At 67.4% G+C, this 12,044-nt stretch carries 14 protein-coding genes; 4 read left to right on the top strand and 10 right to left on the bottom strand.

The window, feature by feature from the left end; all coding sequences use genetic code 11:
• Window positions 1-8 precede the first annotated feature (8 nt).
• The 4 genes from QFZ52_RS13170 to QFZ52_RS13155 all read right to left on the bottom strand — a co-directional run bounded on the left by QFZ52_RS13170 (window position 9) and on the right by QFZ52_RS13155 (window position 4,224).
• Window positions 9-422, bottom strand: a complete 414-nt coding sequence (locus QFZ52_RS13170; RefSeq protein WP_307498042.1) for a hypothetical protein — start codon at window positions 420-422, stop codon at window positions 9-11.
• A complete protein-coding gene (locus tag QFZ52_RS13165) occupies window positions 419-832 on the bottom strand; it encodes a hypothetical protein (RefSeq protein ID WP_307498040.1) in 414 nt (137 codons plus the stop codon). The genes QFZ52_RS13170 and QFZ52_RS13165 overlap by 4 nt, the downstream gene beginning before the upstream one ends.
• A gap of 99 nt (window positions 833-931) precedes the next feature.
• The gene (locus QFZ52_RS13160) at window positions 932-1,915 is read right to left on the bottom strand and encodes a metallophosphoesterase (RefSeq protein ID WP_307498039.1); all 984 of its coding nucleotides are present in this window, start codon (window positions 1,913-1,915) and stop codon (window positions 932-934) included.
• A gap of 2 nt (window positions 1,916-1,917) precedes the next feature.
• Window positions 1,918-4,224 carry a transglycosylase domain-containing protein gene (locus tag QFZ52_RS13155; RefSeq protein WP_307498038.1) on the bottom strand — a complete coding sequence of 769 codons (2,307 nt, stop codon included), beginning with the start codon at window positions 4,222-4,224 and terminating at the stop codon, window positions 1,918-1,920.
• A gap of 37 nt (window positions 4,225-4,261) precedes the next feature.
• Between QFZ52_RS13155 and QFZ52_RS13150 the strand changes: the two genes are divergently transcribed.
• The 3 genes from QFZ52_RS13150 to QFZ52_RS13140 are packed head-to-tail and all read left to right on the top strand — an operon-like array spanning window position 4,262 to window position 5,867.
• Complete coding sequence (locus QFZ52_RS13150; RefSeq protein WP_169795532.1) at window positions 4,262-4,417, top strand: DUF4177 domain-containing protein; 156 nt, start codon at window positions 4,262-4,264, stop codon at window positions 4,415-4,417.
• Window positions 4,418-4,419: 2 nt separating this feature from the next.
• Window positions 4,420-4,920: a RidA family protein gene (locus QFZ52_RS13145; RefSeq protein ID WP_278267336.1), complete on the top strand. Its 501-nt coding sequence runs from the start codon at window positions 4,420-4,422 to the stop codon at window positions 4,918-4,920.
• Between the two features lie 23 nt (window positions 4,921-4,943).
• On the top strand, window positions 4,944-5,867 hold the full coding sequence (locus QFZ52_RS13140; RefSeq protein WP_307498037.1) for an NUDIX hydrolase: 924 nt from the start codon (window positions 4,944-4,946) through the stop codon (window positions 5,865-5,867).
• 90 nt (window positions 5,868-5,957) lie between these two features.
• Here the strand turns inward: QFZ52_RS13140 and QFZ52_RS13135 are convergent, their stop codons facing one another.
• Entirely contained in the window at window positions 5,958-6,635 is a 678-nt protein-coding gene (locus QFZ52_RS13135) for a Crp/Fnr family transcriptional regulator (protein ID WP_066215953.1), read from the bottom strand.
• Between the two features lie 179 nt (window positions 6,636-6,814).
• On the opposite strand from QFZ52_RS13135, the gene QFZ52_RS13130 reads away from it, so the two are divergent.
• On the top strand, window positions 6,815-7,999 hold the full coding sequence (locus QFZ52_RS13130; RefSeq protein WP_307498717.1) for a MarP family serine protease: 1,185 nt from the start codon (window positions 6,815-6,817) through the stop codon (window positions 7,997-7,999).
• A gap of 10 nt (window positions 8,000-8,009) precedes the next feature.
• On the opposite strand, the gene QFZ52_RS13125 is transcribed toward QFZ52_RS13130, so the two are convergent.
• The 5 genes from QFZ52_RS13125 to QFZ52_RS13105 form a co-directional block, all read right to left on the bottom strand.
• Complete coding sequence (locus tag QFZ52_RS13125; protein WP_307498036.1) at window positions 8,010-8,561, bottom strand: NUDIX hydrolase; 552 nt, start codon at window positions 8,559-8,561, stop codon at window positions 8,010-8,012.
• A gap of 63 nt (window positions 8,562-8,624) precedes the next feature.
• Window positions 8,625-9,089 (bottom strand): type II 3-dehydroquinate dehydratase, encoded by a 465-nt coding sequence (gene aroQ, locus QFZ52_RS13120; protein WP_307498035.1) that lies wholly within the window; start codon window positions 9,087-9,089, stop codon window positions 8,625-8,627.
• Between the two features lie 130 nt (window positions 9,090-9,219).
• Window positions 9,220-10,011 carry a DeoR/GlpR family DNA-binding transcription regulator gene (locus tag QFZ52_RS13115; protein ID WP_307498716.1) on the bottom strand — a complete coding sequence of 264 codons (792 nt, stop codon included), beginning with the start codon at window positions 10,009-10,011 and terminating at the stop codon, window positions 9,220-9,222.
• Between the two features lie 82 nt (window positions 10,012-10,093).
• Window positions 10,094-11,032, bottom strand: a complete 939-nt coding sequence (locus tag QFZ52_RS13110) for a carbohydrate ABC transporter permease (protein ID WP_307498034.1) — start codon at window positions 11,030-11,032, stop codon at window positions 10,094-10,096.
• Window positions 11,029-11,997: a carbohydrate ABC transporter permease gene (locus tag QFZ52_RS13105; protein WP_307498032.1), complete on the bottom strand. Its 969-nt coding sequence runs from the start codon at window positions 11,995-11,997 to the stop codon at window positions 11,029-11,031. Before QFZ52_RS13105 ends, QFZ52_RS13110 begins: the two co-directional genes overlap by 4 nt.
• Between the last annotated feature and the right edge of the window lie 47 nt (window positions 11,998-12,044).

Genomic DNA, 12,044 nt, shown 5'->3' with positions numbered 1-12,044 from the left:
AGGACCGGTCAGAGGCCCGGCGGCAGCACGGCGGGCGGACGGTTGAGTTCCACGGCGTACGCGATCGCCAGCACCAGGAGGGCACAGCCGAGCACGGCCAGCCCCGCGGACAACATCGGCCTCCACGAGCCCTGTTCCCTCGATCCGACCTTGAGGATGAGCATTCCGTAGGCGTACAAGGACAGCAGGATGAGAGCGGACACCGAGGACAACTGCAGAAGGAACGCTTGATCGCCGCAGATCGGACCGTCGTCCGCCGTGCAACCGCGGTTGGTATGGGGGATCTGGGCGAGCAGGGTCCCGGTGCCGATCGCCGGCGCCACGAGCAGGACCACGGCGAAAGCGGACAGGGACCACAGCAGGATCAGGTTCTGCTTTCCCCAGGCGGGCGAGATCTTCGCGGCCGTGAGCGTGTGCGTCATGAGCGGCCGAGCAGGTAGGAACCCAGGAACAGTGCCGCGACGTAGCCCGCCAAGGCCAGAAGCGGCGGCCAGGCGCGGAGGCTCCTGGTCCGCCCGCGATGCTCGACGGCGACGATCACCACGGCGCCGAGATACAGCACCACGATGACTGCGGCGAACATGACAGAAGCCCACAGCGCCTCGGCCTGGTTCCCGCAGATCGGCCCGGAGCCGGCGTCGCACCCTCTGCCGGTGTGCGGCACGGAGGCCAGTCCGCCGCCGATGCCGGACACGGGGAACCACAGGAAGATCGCGGCCAGGACAGTGAAGAGCCAGAGGGCGGCCGGTGTCGCGCGAGCGGTGCCGGCCGTTGATACTGTGCCGGCCGTAGATGAGAAGGCCGGCGCCGTGATTTCTTGTGTGTCCCCCATGGGGTGGACTCTAGCCGGTCCGGCTGGTTGCGTGCTCAGTAGTTGCGGGTCCCGGGGCGCGGAACCCGCAACTACTGAGCACGCAACCGTGGCGGCGGGTCAGCCCTCGCGCGCCGTCAGCTCCAGCACCACGGCCTCCGGACGGCAGGCGATGCGGTACGGCGCGAAGCGGGAGGTGCCGATTCCTGCGGAGACGTTGACCGGCGTCGTGTGTCCGTTGGTCTCCCAATCGTGCAGGCCGCGGGCCCGCCAGGTGGGCAGATCGCAGTTGGAGACGAGCGCGCCGTAGCCGGGGATGCAGACCTGGCCGCCGTGGGTGTGGCCGGAGAGGATCAATTCGGCGCCGGCTTCGGTGAGTGTGTCCAGCGCCCGCTGATACGGGGCGTGCACGACGCCGATGCGCAGCGACGGGGCCGCCCCGGCGGTGATGCCCTGGGGCCAGCCGGTGAACTTCTCCCGCTCGATGTGCGGATCGTCCATGCCGGAGAAGTCGAACCGCATCCGGTTGAACACCAGAGACTGGTTGCGGTTGGTCAGATCGACCCACCCGGACATGCCGAACCCGGCGCGCAGGCGCGGCCAGTCGAGTGCGACCGGTTCCTTGCGCTGGCGGGACGGGCCCGCGAAGTAAGCCAGAGGGCTCTTCAGTCGGGGCGCGTAGTAGTCGTTTGAGCCGGGAACGAAGACGCCGGGCCGGTTCAGGAGTGGTTTCAGAGCGTCCAGCAGCGGATCGATGGCGTCCCGATGGCTCAGGTTGTCGCCGGTGTTGACCACCAGATCGGGATGGAGCTCGTCGAGGGAGCGCAGCCAGTCGGCCTTCTTGCGCTGGCCCGGAATGAAATGGATGTCGCTCAGGTGGAGGATGCGGAACGGCTCGCTGCCCTCGGGGAGGATAGCCAGTTCCTCGCGGCGGACGCCGAACTGATTCTTCTCCCAGGAGCCATACGCCAGGCCCGCAGCGCCCGCAACGCCGGCCAGCACGGCCGTCTTCGCTGCGGTTGCGGCGAGGCCGCGCCCGGTTTCCCGGACGCGGCCTGCAAGCGACGCGGCAGCGTTCAGCTGCCCGGTCGTTGGGTCACCCATGGTCACGGCGTCTTCTTGGGGTTGGGCTTGCCGTTGTTGTTGCCACCGCCGTTGTTCCCGCCGCCTCCGGTGTTGCCACTGGTCGGCTTGGTGTCCGTGGGCTTCTTGTCCTCCGGCGTGTTCGTGGCCGGGGTCTCGGGCTGGACGGGCGGCGGGACGTAGGAGGTGCCCAGGAGGGAATCGGGTGCCGGGTCGAACTCGCCCGTGTCGTAGAGCCCGGCCGCCTGCTGCATGTAGCGCGCCATCTGAGGACCGGCGATGTACGCGCCGTCGATGGAGTCGTAGTACTGGCCGTTCACGCGAATGTTCTGACCCACGAACTGGTTCGGATCGCCGTAGACCTGCCCGAAGTACGAAGCGGTGACCAGGCCCTTGGTGTACGCGAGAACCCAGGTCTGGCTGTTCGTGTTGTTGGTACCGGTCTTGCCCGCAATCGGAGCCTGGACCTTCTCCGGGATCAGGACACCCGAGCCCTTGCTCATCACGTCCTGCAGCACGTTCGTGACGGTCTTCGCGACATCCGGCTTGATGACCTCCTTGCAGCTGGAGGTCTGGGCCGGGTACTTCTTGCCCTGGGCGTCCACCACGGAGTCGATCGCGATCGGCTCGCAGAAGGTCCCGTTGTTGGCGAAGGTGGAGAACGCGCTCGCCATGGTCAGCGGGGCGACGTTGTTGCCACCGAGCAGGTTGCCGAGGGTGTTCAGACCGAGCTTGCTCTTGCCGTCACCGGTGTGCATCTGCAGGGCGTCGGCCATCCGCTGGATGTCGCAGAAGTCGTCCAGAGCGGCGGCGGAGGCGAACGTCGCGGTGTTCACGGAGAGGGTGATGCCCTCGCGGACCGTCATGCGACGGTAGTTGCCGTCCGTGGCGTTCTGGAGTTCCTGGGAGCCCGGGATGGACGGGTCGAACGCGCCCTCCACCGGCTTACACGTCGTCTTCCAGGGGAAGTCGATGGGGTAAACACGCCGCGTCGAATCGACGTATTCATCGGTGCGTTTGCCCTCGTTCAGCCAGGCGGCCAGAGTGACCGGTTTCAGGGTTGAACCGGGCTGGAAACCGCCGATGCCCCCGAGTGAGTTCCCGTTCGCATCGGCCCGGTCCACGTTGAAGTTGTAGTCGGTGACCATGGGGATGCCCGGTGTCTTGACCACCCGGCTGTTCTGCGCCATCGTCAGGATCTTGCCCGTTCCCGGCTGGACGGTGATGAGGGACGCGCCCCACTTGTCCGTGTTCTCGGGTCCGGCGGAAGCGTCCACCTGCACCTGGGCGGGCTTCTGGAGCCGCGGGTCCAGGGTGGTCTTGATGGTCAGACCGCCGCGCTGCAGCAGGTTCAGGCGGTCCTGAGGGGTGTCACCGTAGGCCGGGTTGTTCAGGATGAGGTGCTGCACGTAGTCGCAGAAGTACGGGGCCGTGGCGGCGTACTGGCAGCCCTGACGAGGCACGGTGACCTTCGTGGTGACCGGGGTCTTGACTGCGTCGTCGTGCTGCTTCTGGGTGATCTTGCCGTTCTTCAGCATGGCGTTCAGGACCAGATCGCGGCGCATCTTGGCGTTCTCCGGATTGGTCACCGGGTCGTAGGCCGACGGGTTGTTGACCACGCCGGCCAGCATCGCGGCCTGGGGCAGCGTCAGATTCTTCGCGGACGTGGAGAAGAAGTACCGTGCCGCGGCCTCGATGCCATAGGCGTTCGCGTTGAAGAAGACGATGTTGAGGTAGCCCTCGAGGATCTGGTCCTTGGACATCTTCTTCTCGAGCGCGATGGCGAGCTTCATCTCACGGAGCTTCACGCCGACCGTCTTGCTCGAGGTGCCGTTCAGTTTCACCTCATCGGAACGGCCCTCGGCGACGAGGGATTCGTTGATGACGTTGTTGACGTACTGCTGCGTGATGGTAGAGGCACCCTGGCGTCCGCCTTTGGCCGTGGCGACCAGGGCACGTGCGATGCCGGTGGGGTCCACGCCGCCGTGCTCGTAGAAGCGGCTGTCCTCAATGGCGACGATCCCGTCCTTGACGAACGGGGAGATGTCCTTGAGCGCCACACGGGTCCGGTTCTCAGCGAAGATCGTCGCGATCTGGGAGCCGTCGGCCGCCAGGACACGGGTCGCTTGCCCCGGGGGAGCGACCGTCAATTCTCCGGGAAGGTCCTCAAAGAACTGGACGGAGCCACTCGCCGCACTGCCGGTCACCGCGGCGGCAGGGACCAGGAGTCCTGCCACCAGGACCCCGCAGAGAGCACTGACGCCCAGAAATGCCACGATCTTCCCCAAGACCGTGGCAGTGTCGAATAGCGGATTCTTCGCTTGAGCCATGTTCTCCAGTCTAACCGGAGCCATTACGCTTGACCCCATGAGCAAATGGGAGTACGCGACCGTACCACTGATCATCCACGCCACGAAGCAGATCCTGGACACCTGGGGCGACGATGGCTGGGAACTCGTCCAGGTGGTCCCCGGACCCGACGGCAACGGCCTGGTCGCCTATCTGAAGAGGGAGAAGGCCTGAGCATGTCGTCCCACGTCAATGCTGAGAACAGCGCGATCGAGGCCCGCTTGGCGGAGCTCGGACTGAGCCTCCCGGAGGTCGCCGCGCCGGTGGCGGCCTACGTGCCGGCCATGGTCAGCGGCGCCCACGTCTACACCGCAGGTCAGCTCCCCTTTATTGAAGGCAAACTCCCAGCGACCGGAAAGGTCTCCGCGGATGGCGCCGAGGGCACCGTGACCCCCGAGCGCGCCAAGGAACTCGCGGCCACGAGCATCATCAACGCGCTGGCGGCCGTCAAGAGCGTCATCGGCAACCTGGACCGGGTCACCCGGATCGTGAAGGTCGTCGGTTTCGTGGCGTCCACCCCCGATTTCACCGGCCAGCCCGGCGTCATCAACGGCGCGTCCGAGCTCCTGGGCGAGATCTTCGGTGAGAAGGGGCAGCACGCCCGTTCCGCCGTCGGCGTCGCGGTCCTCCCGCTGGACGCCCCCGTCGAGGTCGAACTCATCGCCGAGTTCGCCTGAATCCTGTCAGATAGGCCGAAGCAGTGCCCCAAGCAGCAAAGCGGCTCTTCGAGCTGCCCGTCCAGTTCGAGAACGCCGCACGCAGCTGGCTCGAACACGGAGAGCGCACACCCGCGGCTCCCCGCTATGCCTCCAGCGTCGTCCTGATCAAGGACACGCCGGACGGCATGTCCACCTGGCTCGCGTACCGGAGCGGATCCTCGCCGCTCGGCGTGGTCTCCTTCCCGGGCGGCTCCGTCGAGGAGCACGACGACGACCCCATGCCCTGGATCGGCCCGTCACCGGCGCAGTGGGCTGACGCCCTCGGCATCGAGGACCCCGCGCTGGCCCGCCGTCACGTCGTGGCAGCGATCCGGGAACTGTTCGAGGAGACGGGTGTCCTGCTGGCCGGCCCCGACGCCGGGAGCACGGTCGCGGTGACCAACCCGCAGGAGTGGATGGCGGCGCGGGAAGCCGTGGCCGCACAGGACAAGACCCTGGCGGACGTCCTGGACCGTCGCGGGCTCTCGCTCCGCACGGACCTCCTGAAGCCGCTGGTCAACTGGCTCAGCCCCGACTTCGCCCACCGGCGGTTCAACACCCGCTACTTCGCGGCGACGCTTCCGCTGGGTCAGGAGCCCCGACTGCTAGGGAGCAAGGGCGTCTGGGGCCGCTGGGTCTGCGCCCCCAAGCTCCTGAGCGACCGCACGGGGACCTCGCTGGGTGATGAGATCAGCCAGGAGAACACCCGGGGCAGGACGCTGGGGCAGCTCATGGTGCCCGGCACGGAGATCATCCTCGAGAAGCTCGGCACGGCCAAGGGCTGCGTCGCGTACCTGAGTCACAAGCGCAAGACGCACGTCTACCAGCCCACGCTCGTGGAGGTGGACGGCGATCTCAAGCTCGAGGTCGTGCCGCCCAGCCCGCCGGCGACGACCGCGCTTCCCGTGGTCCCGCCGTCGTCCTGACCGGGCCGGCCCGGAACCACAGCAGCTGGGAAACACGAAAGGCCCGGCACCCCTCGCGGGGTGCCGGGCCTACTTCGTCAGCGGGTGTGCTCAGCGGGAGCGCTGGCGGAGACGCTGCATGTCCAGGATCACGACGGCGCGTGCCTCCAGGCGCAGCCAGCCGCGCTGCACGAACTCGGCCAGGGCCTTGTTCACGGTCTCGCGGGACGCGCCGACCAGCTGGGCCAGCTCTTCCTGGGTGAGCTCGTGAGCCACCAGGATGCCGTCCGTGGCGGGACGGCCGAAGCGGTCGGCCAGGTCCAGCAGCGCCTTGGCCACGCGGCCGGGGACGTCGGAGAACACCAGGTCGGACAGCGAGTCATTGGTGCGGCGCAGACGGCGGGCCAGCGCCTGGAGCAGCTGGGCGGAGACCTCGGGGCGCGTGCGGAGGAGAGCGTTGAGGCTCTCGTTCTTCAGACCGGCCAGGCGGGTCTCGGAGACGGCCGTGGCGGTCGCCGTGCGGGGGCTCGGGTCGAACAGGGCCATCTCGCCGAAGAGCTCACCCGGGCCGAGGATGGCCAGCAGGGATTCGCGGCCATCCGCGGACGTGCGGCCGAGCTTCACCTTGCCGGAGACGATGAAGTAGAGCTGATCGCCCTGGTCGCCTTCCCGGAAGACGGACGCACCACGGGAGAGGTCCACCTCGCTCAGCTCGTCCGTGAGCAGGCGGAAGGCGTCGTCATCCAATGTGGCGAAAAGCGGTGCCCGGCGCAGTACCTCGATGTCCATGTAATCTCCTCTGAAAATTGACGCTGAGCACATTCTTTCAGAAAATGCCGTCCGATGCGCGGCGCGCACCGGCGCCCGTGCCGGGCAGGGGCCGTGAAGACCAGTCTTTCACGGCAAAATGTCAGGCGTGCTCAGTAGCATGGCGGACGCAAGGATTCGTCGTGACTGGAAGGAACACCGTGTTCGGGTTGACCGTACTGGACCTGGTTCTGCTGGTGACGCTCATCTCGTACGCCATCTACGGCTTCCGGAACGGTTTCCTGGTCACCGTCGGCGGGATCGTCGGCTTCGCGCTCGGCGCGGTGGCGGCGTTCTTCGCCATGCCGCTGGTCAGCTCGCTCGTGAGCGACGCGAAGTGGCGCCTGACCGCCGTGGTGGTGACCGCCGTCGTGCTCGTGGTCCTCGGCAACAGCCTGGGCGCCTCGGTGGGCCACCGGATCCGCTCGGCGCGTGCAGTCCGCTCCCTGCGGGGCCTGGACCGGCTCGCAGGGGCCGCGGCCAGCGTGGTCATGACGGCCTTGGTCATGTCCCTGCTCTCCTTCGGCCTCAACTCGATGGGTGTTCCGGTCATCTCCCAGCAGGTGGCGGGTTCGCGGGTCATCAGGTTCATCGACGGCGCCACCCCCGCCCCCGTGCAGGGCGCCATGGCCCAGCTGCGGTCGAGCCTCATGGGCGAGGGGATCCCCAAGATCATCGACAGCGCCGCGCCGCTCCTGACCGGACCCGCTCCGGTGGGCTCCGCGGACACGCCGGAACTGAAGAACGCCGCACAGTCGGTCCTCAAGATCACCGGCACGGCGTTCCAGTGCGGGCAGAACCAGACGGGCACCGGATTCGTCGTGTCCTCCGAGCGTGTCGTGACGAACGCCCACGTGGTGGCCGGTGTCAGCGAACCCGTGGTGGAGTCCCCGGACGGTTCCGCCCTGGCGGCCCGCGTGGTGTACTTCGATCCGCAGCGGGACCTCGCGGTGCTGGCGGTCAACGGCCTGACGGCTCACCCCCTGCCGCTGCGGACCAACCTGCCGACGGGCAGTGAAGCCGCCTTCGAGGGGTACCCGCACGGCGGGCCGTTCCAGGCGAAGCCCGCTCGCGTGCAGGGCATCTCCCAGGTGGAGATCCCGGACATCTACGGGAAGAACCACGTCATGGGTGACGTCTACCAGATCGCCGGAGACGTCCAGCCGGGCAACTCGGGCGGACCGCTGCTGAGCCCCGACGGTCAGGTGGCCGGTGTGGTCTTCGCGAAGGCCAGCGCCAGCAGCGGGGTCGGTTTCGCCATCACCATGGATGGACTCAAGCCTGTCGCGACGCGGGCCCCGAGCCTGGACGTTCCGGTGTCCCCGGGCCAGTGCACCACCAAGTAGCGGCAATTCCTCAAACCTGACGCAGGCGCTCCAGAACGTCCGCGAGCCGGGAACCCAAGCCGTGCACGGCGTCCTCGGGGAGGTCGTTGACGGGGAACCACCGCACGTCCTCGGACTCCTCGCTCGAGGTGGGTTCGGGCGTGCCGTCCGTGATCATCGCGACGCCGACATCCAGGTGGGACCGGCAGTGCCCGAATGCCCCGGACAGCTGGTGATGGTCCAGGTCCACGACTCGGAGTCCGCTCAGCTGCTCGGGCCGGAGCCCGGTCTCCTCCGTGGCCTCGCGGAGGGCCGCCTCCAGGATGCCGGCGTCCTCGCTCTCCAGGTGCCCGCCGGGCTGCACCCAGAACTTGCCTTTGCCGTGGAACACCAGCAGGACGTGGTCGTGCTCGGCGTCGACGATGAAGGCGCTGGCCGTCAGATGTGACGGCAGGGGACGCCGGGACAGCACGTCGGCGCCCTGATCCAGGGCCGCCAGGAATTCGGCCTGTTCCGCCTCCTCGGAAGGCGACAGGGGCTTCCAGGTGGAGACGGCGTGCAGCGCGGAGTCGAGGAGGGTCACCTGGGAATGATAGCCCCGCGGCCCGTGCGACGGCCGGTCGCGCCGCCGTCGACGCCCCTCAGCTCAGGCGTCCCGCTCGGCCAGGTAGTCGATGGCGAAACGGTAACCCAGCACGCCCGCGCCGGCGATGACCGCCTCACACACCCCGGAGAGGTACGAGTGGTGCCGGAATTCCTCGCGCCGGTGGACGTTGGTGATGTGCACCTCGACGGCGGGGAGCGCGACGGCGGAGATCGCGTCCCGCAGCGCGACGGACGTGTGCGTGTAGGCGCCCGCGTTGATCACGATGCCGAGCGCGTCATGCCGGGCCTCGTGGATCGCGTCCACCAGGGCGCCCTCGTGGTTCGACTGGAACGCCCGGATTTCCAGGCCATGCCGTGCCGCGGCCGTCTCGCAGAGGTACTCGACGTCGGCTAGCGTGGCCTGCCCGTACTTCTCCGGCTCGCGGGTGCCCAGAAGGTTCAGATTGGGGCCGTTGAGAACCAGGATGGTCTTGCGGACGGGGGTGTCGGCTGCGGACTCGGTCATGTTTTCACCCTACTCCTCAGCCTCCCGGGAAGTCGCTCGCGAAGTCACAGGTGACGCCCCGAAAACGAGTGTTTCAGGGCGTCATCTGTTATCTCGCGGCGTCCGGGCCGGCGCATCTGGTCAGCTCAGTTCAGGAAGCCGGCGCGAGGGGTGCGATGCGGAGACGGCGGACGCTTTCGGCGAGGATCGCCTGAGCCTTCTGTCCCAGCCCGGGGTCGGTCACGAGCTCATCCGCGTCCTCGAGGGCCGCGATGCTGCTGATGCCCTGGATGCCCCATTTGGAGTGGTCGGCCACCACGACGAGTTTGCGGCTGGACGCCAGGAACGCGCGGTCCGTCTCGGCCTCCAGGACGTTCGGCGTGCTGAATCCGGCCTGCGGATCCATGCCGTGCACGCCGAGGAAGGTGACATCCAGGTTCATGCTCTTCAGGGCCTGGGTGGCGACCGGCCCCACGAGGGCGTCCGACGCCGTGCGCTGGCCGCCGATGAGGATGACTTCGGTCTTCGGGTTGACCACGGTGGAGCGGTAGAAGATCTCCGCGGTGCGGATGGAGTTGGTGACCACCGTGATCGCCGGACCCTTGACCAGTTCCTGGGCGAGCGCCCAGGTGGTGGTCCCGGCGCTGAGCCCGACCGCCATGCCCTCGGAGACGGAGCCCGCGGCGACGGCCGCGATGGCCTGCTTCTCCGCCGTGAACTGCGTGGACTTCAGTTCGAAACCCGGTTCGTGGGTTCCGGCGTCGCCCAGGATCTTGGCGCCGCCGTGGATCCGCTCCAGCAGGCCCGTGTCGCTGAGGGCTTCGATGTCACGGCGGACCGTCATGGCGGAGACTTTGAGGGCGTCGGCGAGATCGGAGACCTTGACGATGCGTTCCTTCTGAACCATCTCCAGGATGGCCTGATGCCGGGCGGCTTGCAGCATGTGCGACTCGCTCCTCATGATCGTCTCCTGTGTCTGGATGAAGTCTAGTGCTGCGGTGTCGGAGCGGGGCTGACGGCGCGGCTCACCCCTTGCTGGACCCGAGGGTGAGGCCCGCGACGAACTGCCGTTGCAGCAGGAGGTAGATGACCAGGGTGGGGATCACCGTGATCACCGCACCGGCCGCCAGGAGGTTGTAGTCGTTGAAGAACTGGCCTTGGAGGTTGTTGATCGCCGTCGTGACCGGAAGCCGGTCGCCGTTCTGGATGAAGAGCAGCGGCCAGAAGAAGTCGTTGTAGATGAAGATGACTTCCAGGGTGCCGAGCGCGGCGAAGGCCGGACGGCAGAGCGGCATGATGATCTCCCAGTACTGCCGCCACAGTCCGGCCCCGTCCACGAGCGCCGCCTCCGTGAGGTCGGGGGAGAGCGCCTTCATGTAGTTCGACAGGACGAAGGTGCAGAAGCCGATCTGGAAGGCCGTGTTCACGGCGATCACGGAGAAGTAGGTGTTGAGCATGTTGCCGGAGTCGCTGACGGCGTACGGCACCTGGAAGTGCTTCATCATCAGGAACAGCGGTGCGGCGAGCACCTGGGGCGGCAGCAAGTTGCCGGCGGTGAACATGATCAGCAGGGTGATGTTGAACTTCCAGTTCACACGACTGACGGCGAACGCCATGAGCGAGGCGAGGAACAGCGTCAGGAGCACGGCCGGCACCGTGATGATCACCGAGTTCCAGAAGTACTTGGAGAACCCGCCCTGGGTCCACGCCTGCACGAAGTTGTCGAAGTTGAAAGGGCCCTGGACGCTGAAGTACCCGTACTGATTGGTCGCCCAGCTCGGCCGGAGGGCGGTGTACAGCGCCCAGCCGAGCGGCACCAGCCACATCACGGCCATCACCACGAGGAAGAGGTGCGTCCCATAGTGGCGCTTGCGCTTGGAGCCCCGCTGCACGGCGTCGTGCGCGACGGCGACGCCGGCCTGTCGCCCGGCGCTGCGGGTGCGGGGTGCGGTGGTGCTGCTCACGATCTGCTGTCCTTTCCGAAGGTGCGGGTGAGATAGAAGACGATCGGGACGAGGGAGACCACCAGGAGGACAGTGGCCAGTGCCGACCCGACCCCGAGGACCTGTCCTTCGCCGACCAGGTTCTGGATGACCAGCGCAGAGAGGAGCTCCAGGCCGTTCGTGCCGCGGTTGATCACGTAGACGACGTCGAACGCGCGGAGGGATTCGATGATGGTGATGACCACGATCACGATGTTCACGGGCTTCATCGCCGGGAACACCACGCGGAAGAAGGTCTGGAAGCTGTTCGCGCCGTCGATGGCGGCCGCCTCACGGAGCGTGGGGTCCACGCCCTTGAGACCGGCTAAATAGAGCAGCATGACGTAGCCGGCGTGGCGCCAGGTGGCGGCGATCAGCGCGGCCCAGATGTTGACCGAGGAGTCCCCGAACCAGTCGACCGCCTGCGGGGTCCCCGCGGTGCCGAGGAGGAAGTTCAGCAGGCCGTTGTCCCGCTGGTAGAAGAGCTGCCAGATGATGCCGACCAGCGCGAGCGAGAGCATGACAGGCCCGAAGAAGATGCTCTGGTAAATCCGGGTCCCGCGGATGTTCTGGTCCAGCAGGACCGCGAGGAGCAGGCCGATCGGGGTGGCGATGACGGCCAGGAACACGAGCCAGAGGACGTTGTGCTGGATGGCGGGCCAGAAGGGCGGATAGTCCTGCAGGATGAAGCGGTAATTGTCCACGCCCGCGGGTTTCATGTCCGCGAAGTCCAGGCCGTTCCATTTGATGAAGCTGAGCCCGATGGAGAAGAGGGTCGGCAGCCAGACGAAGACCAGTTGGATGAGGGTCGGGATGGCGACCATGGCGCTCAGGACGAGCACATCGCGTCTGCTGAGCCGGCGGACGCGGCCCGGGCGCTTCCGGCCCGGGCCCTTCCGGGGTGCGGGGCCGCCGCCCGTCCGGGAGGCGGTGGAAGAGGTGGTCATGGGGGTCTCCTTGCAGCGGTGACCGGGGCGTCCTGGAGAGCGCCCCG

It is taken from the genome of Arthrobacter woluwensis (genome assembly GCF_030816155.1).
GTDB lineage: Bacteria > Actinomycetota > Actinomycetes > Actinomycetales > Micrococcaceae > Arthrobacter_E > Arthrobacter_E woluwensis_A.
The sequence above is the reverse complement of the archived record's forward strand: the minus strand, read 5'-3'. Positions and strand labels throughout refer to the sequence as shown.

What these genes read in the sequence shown, in the direction of transcription:
- QFZ52_RS13170 (WP_307498042.1), bottom strand. Translation starts at nt 422, where the DNA reads ATGACGCACACGCTCACGGCCGCGAAGATCTCGCCCGCCTGGGGAAAG.
- QFZ52_RS13165 (WP_307498040.1), bottom strand. Translation starts at nt 832, where the DNA reads ATGGGGGACACACAAGAAATCACGGCGCCGGCCTTCTCATCTACGGCC.
- QFZ52_RS13160 (WP_307498039.1), bottom strand. Translation starts at nt 1,915, where the DNA reads ATGGGTGACCCAACGACCGGGCAGCTGAACGCTGCCGCGTCGCTTGCA.
- QFZ52_RS13155 (WP_307498038.1), bottom strand. Translation starts at nt 4,224, where the DNA reads ATGGCTCAAGCGAAGAATCCGCTATTCGACACTGCCACGGTCTTGGGG.
- QFZ52_RS13150 (WP_169795532.1), top strand. Translation starts at nt 4,262, where the DNA reads ATGAGCAAATGGGAGTACGCGACCGTACCACTGATCATCCACGCCACG.
- QFZ52_RS13145 (WP_278267336.1), top strand. Translation starts at nt 4,420, where the DNA reads ATGTCGTCCCACGTCAATGCTGAGAACAGCGCGATCGAGGCCCGCTTG.
- QFZ52_RS13135 (WP_066215953.1), bottom strand. Translation starts at nt 6,635, where the DNA reads ATGGACATCGAGGTACTGCGCCGGGCACCGCTTTTCGCCACATTGGAT.
- aroQ (WP_307498035.1), bottom strand. Translation starts at nt 9,089, where the DNA reads ATGACCGAGTCCGCAGCCGACACCCCCGTCCGCAAGACCATCCTGGTT.
- QFZ52_RS13115 (WP_307498716.1), bottom strand. Translation starts at nt 10,011, where the DNA reads ATGCTGCAAGCCGCCCGGCATCAGGCCATCCTGGAGATGGTTCAGAAG.
- QFZ52_RS13105 (WP_307498032.1), bottom strand. Translation starts at nt 11,997, where the DNA reads ATGACCACCTCTTCCACCGCCTCCCGGACGGGCGGCGGCCCCGCACCC.